Below are 13,734 nucleotides of genomic sequence, written 5' to 3'. Positions count from 1 at the left end.
AGCGATCTGTTCCACCGTCGCTCTCGGCTGAATGGATCGCGTCCGAGACCACCTCTGGTCTCAGTCAGTTATACGAATCTGTTTAGCGAGGAGATGGGCACGTGACCATCCGCGTTGGCGTCAACGGCTTCGGCCGCATCGGCCGTAACTTCTTCCGGGCAATTCTGGCTTCGGAAGCCGACATCGAAGTGGTCGCTTTCAACGACCTCGGCGACGTCGAGACCATTGCTAATCTGCTGAAGTACGACTCGATCCTGGGCCGTCTGCCCTACGAGGTCAAGACCGGCCCCGGCGAGATCACCGTGAACGGCAAGACCATCAAGGCCTTCGCCGAGCGCGACCCGGCGAACCTCCCCTGGGGCGAGGTCGGCGCTGATGTCGTCATCGAGTCGACCGGCTTCTTCACCGACGGCACCAAGGCCGCGGCGCACCTCAAGGGAGGTGCGAAGAAGGTCATCATCTCCGCTCCGGCGAAGAATGAGGACATCACCATCGTCATGGGTGTCAACCATGACAAGTACGACGCCGAGAAGCACAACATCATCTCGAACGCGTCCTGCACCACCAACTGTCTGGCCCCGATGGCCAAGGTCCTCAACGAGTCCGTTGGCATCAACAAGGGCCTCATGACGACCATCCACGCCTACACGCAGGACCAGAACCTGCAGGACGGCCCGCACAAGGACCCGCGTCGCGCCCGCGCCGCCGGCCTGAACGTCGTGCCCACCACGACCGGTGCGGCCAAGGCCGTCGGCCTGGTGCTGCCCGAGCTCAACGGCAAGCTGGACGGCTACTCACTGCGCGTCCCGATCGCCACCGGCTCGATCACCGACCTCACCTTCGAGGCGTCGCGCAACGTGACGGCCGAGGAGGTCAACGCCGCGCTCAAGGCCGCCGCCGAGGGCCCGCTCAAGGGCATCATGGCGTACACCGAGGACCCGATCGTCTCCAAGGACATCGAGACCGACCCGCACTCCTGCATCATCGACGGCCTGCTGACCAAGGTCATCGACAACCAGGTCAAGGTCTTCGGCTGGTACGACAACGAGTGGGGCTTCTCCAACCGCCTCGTCAGCCTCGTCGAGCTGGTCGGCGCCTAGTCTGATGAAGACGCTGGACGAACTCCTGAAGGAGGGCGTCAATGGTCGGCGCGTACTCGTGCGCGCCGACCTCAACGTTCCTCTCGACGGTAAGAACATCACCGACGACGGCCGCATTCGCGCCGTCGCACCCACCGTCAAGGCCCTGGCGGAAGCCGGAGCCCGTGTCGTGGTGTGCTCACACCTGGGCCGCCCCAAGGGCGAGCCCGACCCGGCGTTCTCCCTGGCTCCCGTCGCGGCCCGCCTCGGCGAGATCCTGGGACGCGAGGTCGCCTTCGCGACCGACACCGTCGGCGAGGACGCTGAGAACAAGGCCGTGGCCCAGGAAGACGGCAACGTGCTGCTGCTGGAGAACCTCCGCTTCAACAAGGGAGAGACCAGCAAGGACGACACCGAGCGGGCCGAATTCGCCGGCCAGCTCGCCGCCTTCGGCGACGTCTACGTCGACGACGCCTTCGGCGCGGTCCACCGCAAGCACGCCTCCGTCTACGACGTGGCGAAGGTCCTGCCGCACTACGCCGGCTGGCTCATCGCCAAAGAGGTCGAGGTCCTCTCGAAGCTCACGGGCGCTCCCGAGCACCCGTACGTCGTGGTCCTCGGCGGAGCGAAGGTCTCCGACAAGCTCGCCGTCATCGACAACCTGCTCGACAAGGTCGACACGCTGGTCGTCGGCGGCGGCATGATGTTCACCTTCCTTGCAGCCCAAGGCTTCGAGGTCGGATCGTCGCTGCTGGAGAAGGACCAGATCGAGGTCTGCAAGTCCTACCTGGGCCGCGCCGCCGAACTCGGCGTCGAACTGCTGCTGCCGGTCGACACCGTCACCGCGGCCGAGTTCGCCGCCGACGCCGAGCCGCTCACGGTGCCGGTCTCCGGCATCCCGACCGACCGCATGGGTCTGGACATCGGCCCCGAGTCCGCGAAGCTCTTCGCCGAGCGGATCGCGGGAGCGAAGACCGTGTTCTGGAACGGCCCGATGGGCGTGTTCGAGTTCCCCGACTACGCGGCCGGTACCCGTACCGTCGCGCAGGCGCTGGTGGAATCCGACGCGTACAGCGTGGTCGGCGGTGGCGACTCCGCCGCGGCCGTGCGCACGCTCGGACTCCCCGAGGACGGCTTCAGCCACATCTCGACCGGCGGCGGCGCCAGCCTCGAATACCTCGAAGGCAAGGCGCTGCCCGGCCTGGAAGCACTGGAGAACTAAATGAGTGAGAAGCGCAAGCCGCTTATCGCCGGCAACTGGAAGATGAACCTCAACCACCTCGAAGCCATCGCGCTGGCGCAGAAGCTCGCCTTCAGCCTCAGCCGCGAGCAGCTCGAAGCGGTCGAGACCGTCGTCCTGCCGCCGTTCGTCGACATCCGCAGCGTGCAGACGCTGGTCGACGGCGACAAGCTGACCATCGGCTTCGGCGCCCAGGACCTGTCGGCCCACCCGTCGGGTGCCTACACCGGCGAGATCGCCGGTTCGATGCTCGCCAAGCTCGGCTGCTCCTACGTGGCCGTAGGCCACTCGGAGCGTCGCCAGTTCCACGACGAGGGCGACGAACTGGTGGCCGCCAAGGTCCGCCAGGCCCTCAACAACGGGATCAGCCCGATCCTGTGCGTGGGCGAGGCGCTCGACGTGCGCGAGGCCGGAAACCACGTGCCGCACACGGTGAGCCAGCTGCTGGCCGCCGTGGACGGGCTGACCGAGGAAGAACTCGGCAAGGTCGTCGTGGCCTACGAGCCGGTCTGGGCGATCGGGACGGGCCGCACGGCCACCCCCGAGGACGCCCAGGAGGTCATCGGGGCGCTCCGCGCCTCGCTGGCGGAGAAGTTCGGTGCGGTCGCAGAGCGAGTCCGCATCCTCTACGGCGGTTCGGTCAAGTCGGGGAACGTCGCCCAGATCATGGGCAAGCCCGACATCGACGGCGCCCTCGTCGGAGGCGCGAGCCTCGACGCCGAGGAGTTCGCGAAGATTGTTAGGTTCCCCGAACACGCCGGTGCTTAGGCGATAGGGGAGAAGCTTCGACCCGCGGGCCTGGCTCGCGGACTCGATGTGGGCCGCTGTACAAGGGCGTACGGTGGCCCTTTTTCGTTTCCGCAGGTGGGCGCCCGCAGACCCGAACGGTTTACTACACCTAAGTTCAGCTAGACTCAGGCCGGAATAAACGCCTGCGTCTATTCCGATCTTGTTGGAGAGGACACCCGATCACCGATGATGACGGTACTGAGTTACGCCCTTCTGATCATGCTGATGCTCAGCAGTGTCGTGCTGATCATGCTCGTGCTCCTGCACAAGGGCAAGGGCGGCGGTCTGTCGAGCATGTTCGGGGGCGGCATGTCCTCAATGGCCTCCGGCTCCTCCGTGGCCGAGAAGAACCTCACGCGCATCACGATCGCCATTGCGGTCATCTGGTTCGCGAGCATTGTCGCCTACGGACTGCTCATGCAGGCCCTGCTGTAAGCGACACCGACTTTCGACGGGGCCCGCCGCGCTTGATGCGCGGCGGGCCCCGTTCTTGTGTCCCAAGGCGACTGACGCAATCGCGCTGACCAGGAGCGGAGCCATCGACAGGGATCACTTCCTCCAGTGTGTATTGCGATTCGGACTCGACATCGCCTTTACAATGTGTGCGGTACGTCATAGAATCTGCTAGGGCGGTGCCCCAGCCGCCCCGACCGGTAGCGATCACGGCGACACTGTGGGGTCGTGAACCCACACTCACGGCACCCCATCCCGGAGCCGCGATCCGTGCCGGTCGAAACCACAGAAGATCCCCCATCTGTGAGGAGCGATCGCACATATGTCCTCGAACGGACACGCCATCCGTGGTACCCGTATCGGCGCTATCCAGGCCCTGCACTCGGAACGAGGGGAGCCCGTGCCCCGCCAGCGCGTCTCCTACTGGTGCGCCAACGGACACGAGACCGTCACGTCCTTCGCGCTGTACATCGAAGTCCCGACCGAATGGGATTGCACCTGCTGCGGCTGGCCGTCCAGCCGCGACCAACACAACCCGCCGCAACGCCGAACCGTCAAACCGTACAAGTCCCACCTCACCTATGTCCGCGAGCGCCGCAGCGAAGAAGAGGCCGAAGACCTCCTCGCCGAAGCTCTCGCGGCCCGCGCCGCCAGGCGCGGCGAACTGATCTGACACCACCGGGCCGACTCGCGCCCGCCGCCGAACCGGGTTGGGATTCGCCGGCGGCCTCGCGCCCCTCGCGCCACTGAAAAGGGAGAGGGCCGGGCGACCAATGGTCGCCCGGCCCTCTCCCTCTCGCTTGCCTTGCTCACAGCTCCAGGTGCTTCAGGTGAGCGGCCGCTTCGCGGTCGATCAGCCACCTGGTGTGGCCCTGCGCCTGCACCTGACCGGCCGGGAGCGTCGGGCCCATCAGGGCCTCGTCCACGGCCTCGGCCTTGCCCTCGCCCGAGGCGATGATCCACGCGGCCATCGCCGAGTTGATCGCCGGCATCGTCAGCGACACCCGCTCGGGCGGCGGCTTCGGTGCGCCGTGCACCCCGGTCACGGGAGCGTCCGTGACCGCCAGGCCCGGATTGTCCGGGAACAGCGACGCCACGTGCCCGTCCTCACCGATGCCCAGGAGCAGCAGGTCGAACGGCGGCACCCCCTCGCCCTTCGCGGCCGCGTCCAGCTCGGCCGCGTACAAGACGGCTGCTTCTGCGGGCGTGTCGACCACGTCGGCGGCCGGCATCGGGTGCACCCGTTCCGGGTCCACCCCCGGCAGCGCGTCCAGGAACGCCTCCCGGGCCTGGGTCTCGTTCCGGTCGGGGTCGCCGGACGGCAGGAACCGCTCGTCGCCCCACCAGAAGTCGACCTTCGACCAGTCCACGATCCCGCGGATCTTCGAGCCCAGCACGTTGGAGTAGACACGGGCGGCGATTCGACCGCCGGTCAGGACGATCGAGGCCTCCCCGCGGTGCGCCTGGGCGTCCGCGAGCCGGTTGATCAACCGCGCCGCGACCGCGTCCGCGAGCACCGTCGCGTCGTCGTGGACGATCACCGCTCCGCTGCGGCTCATGCGGAGGCCCTGTCGGCGTAGTGGACGCGGAACGTCTCCAGCACCTTCCGGTAGGCCGTGTCGGGGTCGAGGTGCCGCAGCTCCTCGGCCAGCAGCTGCCCGAGGGTCCGGCCCTGGAGCGACTGGCGCCGCTTCGGCAGACCGGCCTGACGCAGCACCGTCTGGCCGTCGGCGTTCCGCTCGACCTCCATCGTCTCGCCGCCGGACATCGTGAACGCCACCGACTCGATCGCCGGCAGGTGCTCCGAGTTGCGTTCGACCTCGGTGTCGATGACCGTCGGCGCCACCCCCAACCGGGTGTGGAGCCACGCGGCCATCAGCTGCGCCGACGGATCGTCGTCGTCGGCCTTGATGTCGATCTTCTCTACCTCCTGGCCCACCCCGTCGAAGGCACTCGCGATGAGCGAGCGCCACAGGCTGATCCGGGTCCAGCAGATGTCGGTGTCGCCCGTGACGTAGGACTCGGCGCGGCGGTAGAGCGAGGCGACCGGGTCGGTCGCCCTGGCGGAGTAGGTGATGCGGCGGTCGGCGAACTCCCGCAGCTCCTGCTCCAGTCCGTAGCGGACCGGGTCGAGCAGCCACCAGGTGACCACCGGGACGTCCGGGGCCAGCAGCGGCAGCACGATCGACGTCAGGTGGGCCGTCGCGGGCCCGTCCAGACGCAGGATGATCGCCTCGGCCGCGCCGAGGCGCTCCCCGAGGGTCACCTCGGCGTCGATGCGAGGCTCGGCGGCCTCGGTGTCGCGCGGGATGGCCAGGATCAACCGGTACGGGTGCTCCTGGGACGCTTGGGAAGCGGCCTGTTCGACCTCTTCGCGCTCGTCCTCGGTGGTCAGCGCCACCAGGTTGAGCGCGAGGCTGGAGGTGCCGCCGACTTCGTGCAGCAGCTCCGTGAGGGCCTTCATGACCTCGCCGGTCGTGGTGTCCTTCAAATGCATGTCCAGACCCCTTCTAGGCCCGCCGCCAGCGTCGACCGGACGCCTGCAGCATGAGATCGGCCCCGGTCGGGCCCCACGTCCCGGACTCGTACGGCTCGGGTTTGGTGCCGGCCCAGAACTCCTCCAGCGGGTCGACGACCGCCCAGGAGGCGTCCACCTCGTGCGCGTCGGGGAACAGGGTCTTGTCACCCAGCATCACATCGAGGATCAGCCGCTCGTACGCCTCGGGGCTCGACTCGGTGAAGGTCTCCCCGTAACCGAAGCCCATCGAGATGTCGCGGATCTCCATGCCGGTCCCCGGCACCTTGGAGCCGAACTTGACGGTGATGCCCTCGTCGGGCTGCACCCGGATGACCAGCTGGTTATTGCCGAGCGTCTGGGCGTCGTAGTCCGCGAACGGCATGTGCGGCGCCTCCTTGAAGACCACCGCGATCTCGGTGACCCGCTTGGGGAGCCGCTTGCCGGTGCGCAGGTAGAACGGGACGCCGTTCCAGCGCCGGTTCTGGATGCCCAACTGGACCGCCGCGAACGTCTCGGTGGTCGAGTCCGCCGGGATGTTCTCCTCGGAGTGGTACCCGTTGACCGGGCGGCCCTGCACCCAGCCGCTGCCGTACTGGCCGCGGATGGCGGTCGCCTCCAGGTTGTCCCCGAGCTTGATCGCCCGCAGCACCTTCAGCTTCTCGATGCGGATCTCATCGGCGTCGAAGCCGACCGGCTGCTCCATCGCGGTGATGGCCAGCAGCTGGAGCACGTGGTTCTGGAGGACGTCGCGGGCCGCGCCGTTGTCGTCGTAGAACCCGGCGCGGGTCCCGATGCCGACGTCCTCGGCCATCGTGATCTGCACGTGGTCGACGTAGTTGGAGTTCCAGATCGGCTCGAACATGGCGTTCGCGAAGCGCAGCGCGAAGATGTTCTGCACCGTCTCCTTGCCCAGGTAGTGGTCGATGCGGAACACGTCGGGGGCGGTGAAGACCCGGTCGACCAGGCCATTGAGCTCGCTGGCCGATGCGCGGTCGGAGCCGAAGGGCTTCTCGACCACGACGCGGCGCCAGCCGCCGCCGTCCTGGCGGTTGTCCGACATGCCGGTGCGCTGCAACTGCTTGAGCACCGTCGGGAAGGCTCCCGGCGGGATCGAGAAGTAGAACGCGGCATTGCCGACGATGCCGTGCGACTCGCGCAGCTCGTCGACCGTCGCGTCCAACTTGTCGAACGCGGCGTCGTCGTCGAACGAGCCGGGCACGAACTTGAAGTTGCCGGCCAGGCGCTCCCACACCGTCTCGCGCCACGGCGTGCGGGCATGGCTCTTGGCGGCCTCGCGGGCCATCTCCTCGAACGTCTCGTTGCCCCAGTCGCGACGGGCGAAGCCGACGATCACGAACGACGCCGGGAGCAGGCCCCGGTTGGCCAGGTCGTAGACCGCCGGGATGAGCTTCTTCTTCGCCAGGTCGCCGGTGACGCCGAAGATCACCAGCGCGCACGGCTCGGGGATGCGGGGGAGCCGGCGGTCGGCCGGGTCCCGCAGGGGGTTGGCGAGTCGGGCTGCTTCCGAATCCATCTGCTAGCTCAACTCCCTCACGGCGTGCAGCAGCTGGGTGATGCCCCGCTTGCGGTCGGTGAGGTGCAGGCGCACCAGGGGACGCTCGCGCGACTCCAGCGCCTGACGGTCGCCGGCGGCCTGCGCCGCCTGGAGCCCGGCGAAGGTGAACTCGCGGTCGGGCACCTCGACGTCCTGGCCCACCGCTCCGGTGATCTGGAGGAACAGCCCGGTCTGGCGGCCGCCCTTGTGGAACTGCCCGGTCGAGTGCAGGAACCGCGGACCCCAACCCCAGGTGACCGGGGAGTTCGTGCGCTCGGCGATCTCGGAGCGCAGCTGCGCGACCGGGGCGTCGTCCAGGCGGTCCAGGTAGGCCATGATCGCCACGTAGGCGTCCTTGGAGTCGGCGTCCAGCAGCAGCTCGCCGAGCGCTCCTGACACGGTCTTGGCGTGCGAGCCGAAGATCTCGATGTCGCCGTCGACCGCGGTCGGACGCTCATCGGGAAGGCCGTCGGCCAGGATCCGGTTGGTGTTCTCCTTGGACTCGGTGACGTTGGGCTGGTTGAACGGGTCGATGCCGATCAGGTAGCCCGCGTACGCGGTGGCCAGCTCCCAGGCGAGGAACTGCGCGCCCAGCGGGCCGTTGACGACCACGTCGGGCATGGCCAGCTGCGAACCGCCCGCGGGCAGGCCGGTCGAGGAGCCCCCGACGGTGGCGTACACCCGGTCGGAACCGCGAGCGCCGGCGGCGGCGGGTCCCTCGAGGACGACCGGCAGCGTGCCCTTGCCGTCCTTGCCGAGGGACTCGGCGATGAGCTGCTCGGCCCAGTCGCCCAGGCCGACGATGCCGGTGCCGTCGTCGGCGATGGTGATGGTGGGTCGGGCCGCGATGACCGCGCCGAGGACCACCGCGGGGTTGTCGCCCTCGCCGGTGGCGCTGGCGGCCAACGCCTCGGCCTGTTCGATGAGCTCGGCGATGTCGGCGCCGGCCAGCGCGGTCGGGACGAGCCCGAACGCGGTCAGCGCGGAGTAGCGTCCGCCGACGGTCTCGTCGGCCTCGAACAGGTGCGAGCCCTGCTCGGTGGCGAGTTCGACCAGGCGCGAGCCGGGGTCGGTGACGAACACGAAGCGCCCCGCGAAGTCGGTGATGCCGACGCCCTTGAAGGCGGCCTCGAAGGCGCGCCGCTGGGAGTCGGTCTCGACCGTTCCGCCGGACTTGGAGGAGACGACGACGGCGGTGCGCCGCAGGGACTCCTCGCCGATCTCGGCCAGGATCTGGCCGGGGTCGGTGGTGTCCAGGACGCTGATGCCCAGGTCCAGGGTCCGGGAGATCACCTCGGGCGCGAGCGAGGAACCGCCCATGCCGCACAGCGCGATGTGGTCGATGCCCTGCTCGCCGAACTCGGCGCGGAGCTTCGCCAGGGGAGCGATGAGCTCCTTGGACTTCTCGAAGGTGTCGACCCAGCCCAGCCGGATCGCCGCTTCGGCCTCGGCCTCGGGGCCCCACAGGGTGGCGTCCTTGGCGAGGACCTTCGCGGGGATGCCCTCTGACTTGAGGGCCTCAACGGCCTTGTTGACATCGACGCCGGTCGTTACGGCCAATCCGCCGGCGGCTTCCATCTTTCCCATCGGATCGCTCACTTCTGCTCCCCGCCCGTCTTGAGCTTGGACTCGATCTGCTCCAACAGCTGGTTCCAGCTGACGATGAACTTGTCCACGCCTTCAGCTTCGAGGACCTTGACCACGTCGGCGTAGTCGACGCCGACCGATTCGAGCCGCGTCATGACCGCGGCGGCGTCCGCCACGAACGGGCGGATGGTGTCGGCCTCGACCTCGCCGTGGTCGGCGAAGTCGTCGATGGTCTTCTGCGGCATGGTGTTGACCGTACCGGGGGCGATGAGGTCCTCGACGTACATCACGTCCCGGTAGGACGGGTCCTTGACAGAGGTGGACGCCCACAGCGGACGCTGCGGGACGGCGCCGGAGCCGGCCAGGGTCTCCCAGCGCGGCGAGCCGAACGCGTTCTCGAATTCCCGGTAGGCCAGGCGGGCGTTGGCGACCGCCGCTTTGCCCTTGAGGGCCTTGGCCTCTTCGGTGCCGATCTTCTCGAGCCGCTTGTCGATCTCCGAGTCCACACGGGACACGAAGAAGGAGGCGACCGAGTGGATCTTGGACAGGTCGTGCCCGGCGGCCTTGGCCGATTCGAGCCCGGCCATGTACGCGTCCATGACCTCGCGGTAGCGCTCCAGGGAGAAGATCAGCGTGACGTTGACGCTGATCCCGGCCGCGATGGCCGCGGTGATCGCGGGGAGCCCGGCCTTGGTGGCGGGGATCTTGATCAGGGTGTTCGGACGGTCCACAGTCCACCACAGGGCCTTCGCCTCGGCGATGGTCGCGGCGGTGTCGTGGGCCAGTCGCGGGTCGACCTCGATCGACACCCGGCCGTCGACGCCCTCGCTGGTCTCATAGACCGTGGCGAGGACGTCGGCGGCCCAACGGATGTCGAACGTGGTGATGGCGCGAGCGGCTTCGTCGACGCTCACCTTTCGGACTGCCAGGTCGGCGATCTGCTCGTCGTATTCGTCGCCCTTGGAGATGGCTCCGGCGAAGATGGTCGGATTCGAAGTGACCCCAACGACCGAGTGTCCGGCGATGAGATCCGCCAGATTGCCCGTTTCCAGCCGCTCGCGGGAGATGTCGTCCAGCCAGACCGACACCCCCGCTTCGGAGAGTTCGGCGAGATTCGCGTTCGCGCTCATCGGTATTCCTCCAGCTTTCCAGCTAGTTCGAATAGTTCAGCGGTTGTTACTGTTGCTGTGCCTTCTTGATCGAGGAGCGGGCCGCATCCGCCACTGCCGCAGCGGTGATGCCGAACTCCTCATACAGCTTTTCGAACGGTGCGGAGGCACCGAAGTGTTCCAGGGAGACGCTGACTCCTGCGTCACCCACGATGTCGCGCCAGGACAGCGCGATGCCGGCCTCGACCGAGACGCGGGCCTTGATCGCCTTGGGCAGCACCGATTCGCGGTAGGCGTCGTCCTGCTCGTTGAACCACTCGATGGACGGCATCGAGACGACGCGGGCCGCGATGCCCTCGGCGGCGAGGGTGTCGGCGGCCTCGACGGCCAGCTGGAGTTCCGAGCCGGTTCCGATGAGGACGACGTCCGGGGTGCCCTCGGTGTCGATCAGGGTGTAGCCGCCCTTGGCGGCCCCTTCCGCGGAGGCGACCTTGGTGCGGTCGTACGTCGGGATGTTCTGGCGGGTCAGCGCCAGCGCGGCCGGACGGTCGGTCTTGCCCAGCAGGGTCTTCCAGACCACGGCGGTCTCGTTGGCGTCGCCGGGCCGGATGACGTCCAGGCCGGGGATCGCACGGAGGGTGGCCAGGTGCTCCACCGGCTGGTGGGTCGGGCCGTCCTCGCCGAGGCCGATCGAGTCGTGCGTCCACACGTAGGTGACCGGGGTCTTCATCAGGGCCGCAAGGCGAACCGCGCCGCGCATGTAGTCGGAGAACACCAGGAAGGTGCCGCCGTACGGGCGGGTCGGGCCGTGGACCTTGATGCCGTTGAGGATCGCGCCCATGCCGAACTCGCGGATACCGAAGTGGAGGGTGCGGCCGTACTTGTGGCCGGGGAACTTCGCGGACTGGCGGTTGTCCGGCAGGAACGACGGCTCGTTGTCCATGGTGGTGTTGTTCGAGCCGGCCAGGTCGGCCGAGCCGCCCCACAGCTCGGGCAGGACCGGCGCGAGGGCGGAGAGGACCTTGCCGGAGGCGGCGCGGGTGGCGACGCCCTTCTCGGAGGCCTCCCACTCGGGGAACGCGTCCTCGAAGCCCTCGGGGAACAAGCCGGCCCACAGGCGGTCGTGCAGGGTCTTGTTCTCGGGGTTGGCGGCGGCCCAGGCGTCGAACTCGGCCTGCCACTCCTTGCGGGCGGCCTGGCCGCGCTCGACGGCGCTGCGGGTGTGCGCGAGGACGTCGGCGGCGACGGCGAAGGACTCGTCCGGGTCGAAGCCCATGACCTTCTTGGTGGCGGCCAGTTCTTCACCGCCGAGCTTGGAGCCGTGGACGCCGCCGGTGCCCTGCTTCTTCGGGGCGGGCCAGCCGATGATGGTCTTCAGACGGATCAGCGAGGGCTTGTCGGTGACGGACTTGGCCGCCTCGATGGCCTCGAACAGCGCCTTCGGGTCCTCCTTGTATTCGGACCCGGCCTTCCAGTCGAGGGTCTGGACGTGCCAGCCATAGGCCTCGTAGCGGGCCGCGACATCCTCGGAGAGGGCGATCTTGGTGTCGTCCTCGATGGAGATCTCGTTGTCGTCGTAGATCAGGACCAGGTTGCCCAGCTCCTGGACGCCGGCGATCGCCGAGGCCTCATGGGTGACGCCCTCTTCGATGTCGCCGTCGGAGGCCAGCACGTACACGTGGTGGTCGAACGGGCTGGCGCCATCGGCGGTCTCGGGGTCGAACAGGCCGCGCTCGCGGCGGGCGGCCATCGCCATGCCCACTGCGGTCGCCAGGCCCTGGCCAAGGGGACCGGTGGTGGTCTCAACGCCGGCGGTGTGGCCGTACTCGGGGTGGCCGGGGGTCAGCGAACCCCACTGGCGCAGGTTCTTCAGGTCCTCGAGCTCCAGGCCGAAACCGGCGAGGTAGAGCTGGACGTACAGGGTCAGGCTGGAGTGTCCGCAGGAGAGCACGAAACGGTCGCGGCCCTCCCAGTCGGGGGCGCTCGGGTCGTGCCGCATGACCTTCTGGAACAAGGTGTGGGCGACCGGAGCGAGACTCATGGCCGTACCGGGGTGGCCGTTGCCGGCCTTCTCGACCGCGTCGGCGGCGAGCAGCCGCGCCGTGTCGACCGCCTTCTGATCGAGGTCAGTCCACTCGAACTGTGCCACTGCGATTCTCCTCATTTGTGTTTGTCGTACGCGGGCCGCCGAGCAACATTCGGCGACACTTCGCAACTCGTCGTGTTTGGGCCTGTGACGTGTGCCTTTCGACCCTACCTACACAGCCCGAACTTTATGCGCAGTCTCTCGGAGGGCGAAATTACTCGTCGTGTGAACCCGCACACGAGATAGATTCTCATCATAAAGGCGCAGGTAGAAGCCGTTGCCCCGAGCCCGTGACCCCACCTCACTGCCCGTAGTGTGGGCGGTGATGAACGAGCACTCGACCCGTGCCGCCGGAGTCGCCCCGCAGCCCGAGGCCCCCAAGCGAATTGAACTGCCCGCACCCGACGACGCGGATACGCCCCCGCCGAGTCTCCGGACGGTCATCGGCGCCTACGTTTCACTGACCAAGCCGCGCATCATCGAGCTGCTGCTGGTCACCACCATCCCCACCATGCTCGTCGCCGCCCGGCTCGAAAACGGCGGGCTCCCCGGCCTGCTCGAAGTCATCGCCACCTTCGTCGGCGGCGCTCTCGCGGCCGGGTCGGCCAACGCGATCAACTGCTACATCGACCGCGATATCGACAAGCTCATGCGCCGCACCAACCGGCGCCCGCTGGCCCGCCACGAGATCCCCCCGCGCAACGCGCTGATCTTCGGCCTGGTCATCGGCGCCGTCGCCGTGGTCGGCATGGGCCTGCTGGTGAACCTGCTCGCCGCCGCGCTCACCTTCGGCGCGATCGTCTACTACGACGTGGTCTACACGATCTGGCTCAAGCGCACCACGCCCTACAACACGGTGTGGGGAGGCGCCTGCGGCGCCGCCCCGATCCTCATCGGCTGGGCCGCCGTCACCGGGCACATGTCCTGGATGGCCTGGGTCCTGTTCGCCATCGTCTTCCTGTGGCAGCCCCCGCACTTCTACGTCCTGGCAATGAAGTTCAAGGACGACTACGCCGCCGCCGGCATCCCGATGCTCCCGGCCGTCGCCCCCGCCAAGCGCGTCGCGGTCGAGTCGGTCGTCTACGGCTGGCTGACGCTCGCCGTGTCGCTCGTGGCCGTCCCGCTCGGCGCCACCTGGTTGTACGGGTCCGTCGCCCTCGTCACCGGCGCCATGTTCGTGTGGGAGTGCCACAAGCTCCTCGGTCGCGTCAACCGCGGCGAGGACCCCAAGCCGATGCGCCTGTTCCACTGGTCCACCAGCTACCTGACGCTGCTGTTCCTGGCCCTCGCCATCGACTCGTTCCTCATGTAGCCCAAC

General features: G+C 68.2%; 12 protein-coding genes. 6 read left to right on the top strand and 6 right to left on the bottom strand.

The window, feature by feature from the left end:
- Positions 1-101 precede the first annotated feature (101 nt).
- The 5 genes from gap (at position 102) to FAB82_RS18920 (ending at position 4,234) form a co-directional block, all read left to right on the top strand.
- On the top strand, positions 102-1,100 hold the full coding sequence (gap, locus tag FAB82_RS18940) for a type I glyceraldehyde-3-phosphate dehydrogenase (RefSeq protein WP_136536104.1): 999 nt from the start codon (positions 102-104) through the stop codon (positions 1,098-1,100).
- 4 nt (positions 1,101-1,104) lie between these two features.
- Entirely contained in the window at positions 1,105-2,301 is a 1,197-nt protein-coding gene (locus FAB82_RS18935; RefSeq protein WP_136536103.1) for a phosphoglycerate kinase, read from the top strand.
- Positions 2,302-3,087 carry a triose-phosphate isomerase gene (tpiA, locus tag FAB82_RS18930; RefSeq protein ID WP_136536102.1) on the top strand — a complete coding sequence of 262 codons (786 nt, stop codon included), beginning with the start codon at positions 2,302-2,304 and terminating at the stop codon, positions 3,085-3,087.
- Between the two features lie 207 nt (positions 3,088-3,294).
- Positions 3,295-3,543 carry a preprotein translocase subunit SecG gene (gene secG, locus FAB82_RS18925; protein WP_136536101.1) on the top strand — a complete coding sequence of 83 codons (249 nt, stop codon included), beginning with the start codon at positions 3,295-3,297 and terminating at the stop codon, positions 3,541-3,543.
- A 340-nt stretch (positions 3,544-3,883) separates the two neighbouring features.
- Positions 3,884-4,234 carry an RNA polymerase-binding protein RbpA gene (locus FAB82_RS18920; RefSeq protein ID WP_136536100.1) on the top strand — a complete coding sequence of 117 codons (351 nt, stop codon included), beginning with the start codon at positions 3,884-3,886 and terminating at the stop codon, positions 4,232-4,234.
- 136 nt (positions 4,235-4,370) lie between these two features.
- On the opposite strand, the gene pgl is transcribed toward FAB82_RS18920, so the two are convergent.
- The 6 genes from pgl to tkt are packed head-to-tail and all read right to left on the bottom strand — an operon-like array spanning position 4,371 to position 12,479.
- Positions 4,371-5,120 (bottom strand): 6-phosphogluconolactonase, encoded by a 750-nt coding sequence (gene pgl / locus FAB82_RS18915; protein WP_136536099.1) that lies wholly within the window; start codon positions 5,118-5,120, stop codon positions 4,371-4,373.
- Entirely contained in the window at positions 5,117-6,058 is a 942-nt protein-coding gene (locus FAB82_RS18910; protein WP_136536098.1) for a glucose-6-phosphate dehydrogenase assembly protein OpcA, read from the bottom strand. Before FAB82_RS18910 ends, pgl begins: the two co-directional genes overlap by 4 nt.
- 13 nt (positions 6,059-6,071) lie before the next feature.
- Positions 6,072-7,613 carry a glucose-6-phosphate dehydrogenase gene (gene zwf / locus FAB82_RS18905; protein ID WP_136536097.1) on the bottom strand — a complete coding sequence of 514 codons (1,542 nt, stop codon included), beginning with the start codon at positions 7,611-7,613 and terminating at the stop codon, positions 6,072-6,074.
- A gap of 3 nt (positions 7,614-7,616) precedes the next feature.
- The gene (locus FAB82_RS18900; protein WP_136536096.1) at positions 7,617-9,233 is read right to left on the bottom strand and encodes a glucose-6-phosphate isomerase; all 1,617 of its coding nucleotides are present in this window, start codon (positions 9,231-9,233) and stop codon (positions 7,617-7,619) included.
- The gene (gene tal, locus FAB82_RS18895; protein WP_136536095.1) at positions 9,230-10,351 is read right to left on the bottom strand and encodes a transaldolase; all 1,122 of its coding nucleotides are present in this window, start codon (positions 10,349-10,351) and stop codon (positions 9,230-9,232) included. Before tal ends, FAB82_RS18900 begins: the two co-directional genes overlap by 4 nt.
- Positions 10,352-10,397: 46 nt before the next feature.
- A complete protein-coding gene (tkt, locus tag FAB82_RS18890; protein WP_246039714.1) occupies positions 10,398-12,479 on the bottom strand; it encodes a transketolase in 2,082 nt (693 codons plus the stop codon).
- A gap of 262 nt (positions 12,480-12,741) precedes the next feature.
- Between tkt and FAB82_RS18885 the strand changes: the two genes are divergently transcribed.
- Positions 12,742-13,728 carry a heme o synthase gene (locus FAB82_RS18885; RefSeq protein ID WP_136536093.1) on the top strand — a complete coding sequence of 329 codons (987 nt, stop codon included), beginning with the start codon at positions 12,742-12,744 and terminating at the stop codon, positions 13,726-13,728.
- Positions 13,729-13,734: the final 6 nt, after the last annotated feature.

It is taken from the genome of Glycomyces buryatensis, from assembly GCF_004912275.1.
Classification (GTDB): domain Bacteria; phylum Actinomycetota; class Actinomycetes; order Mycobacteriales; family Micromonosporaceae; genus Glycomyces; species Glycomyces buryatensis.
The sequence above is the reverse complement of the archived record's forward strand: the minus strand, read 5'-3'. Positions and strand labels throughout refer to the sequence as shown.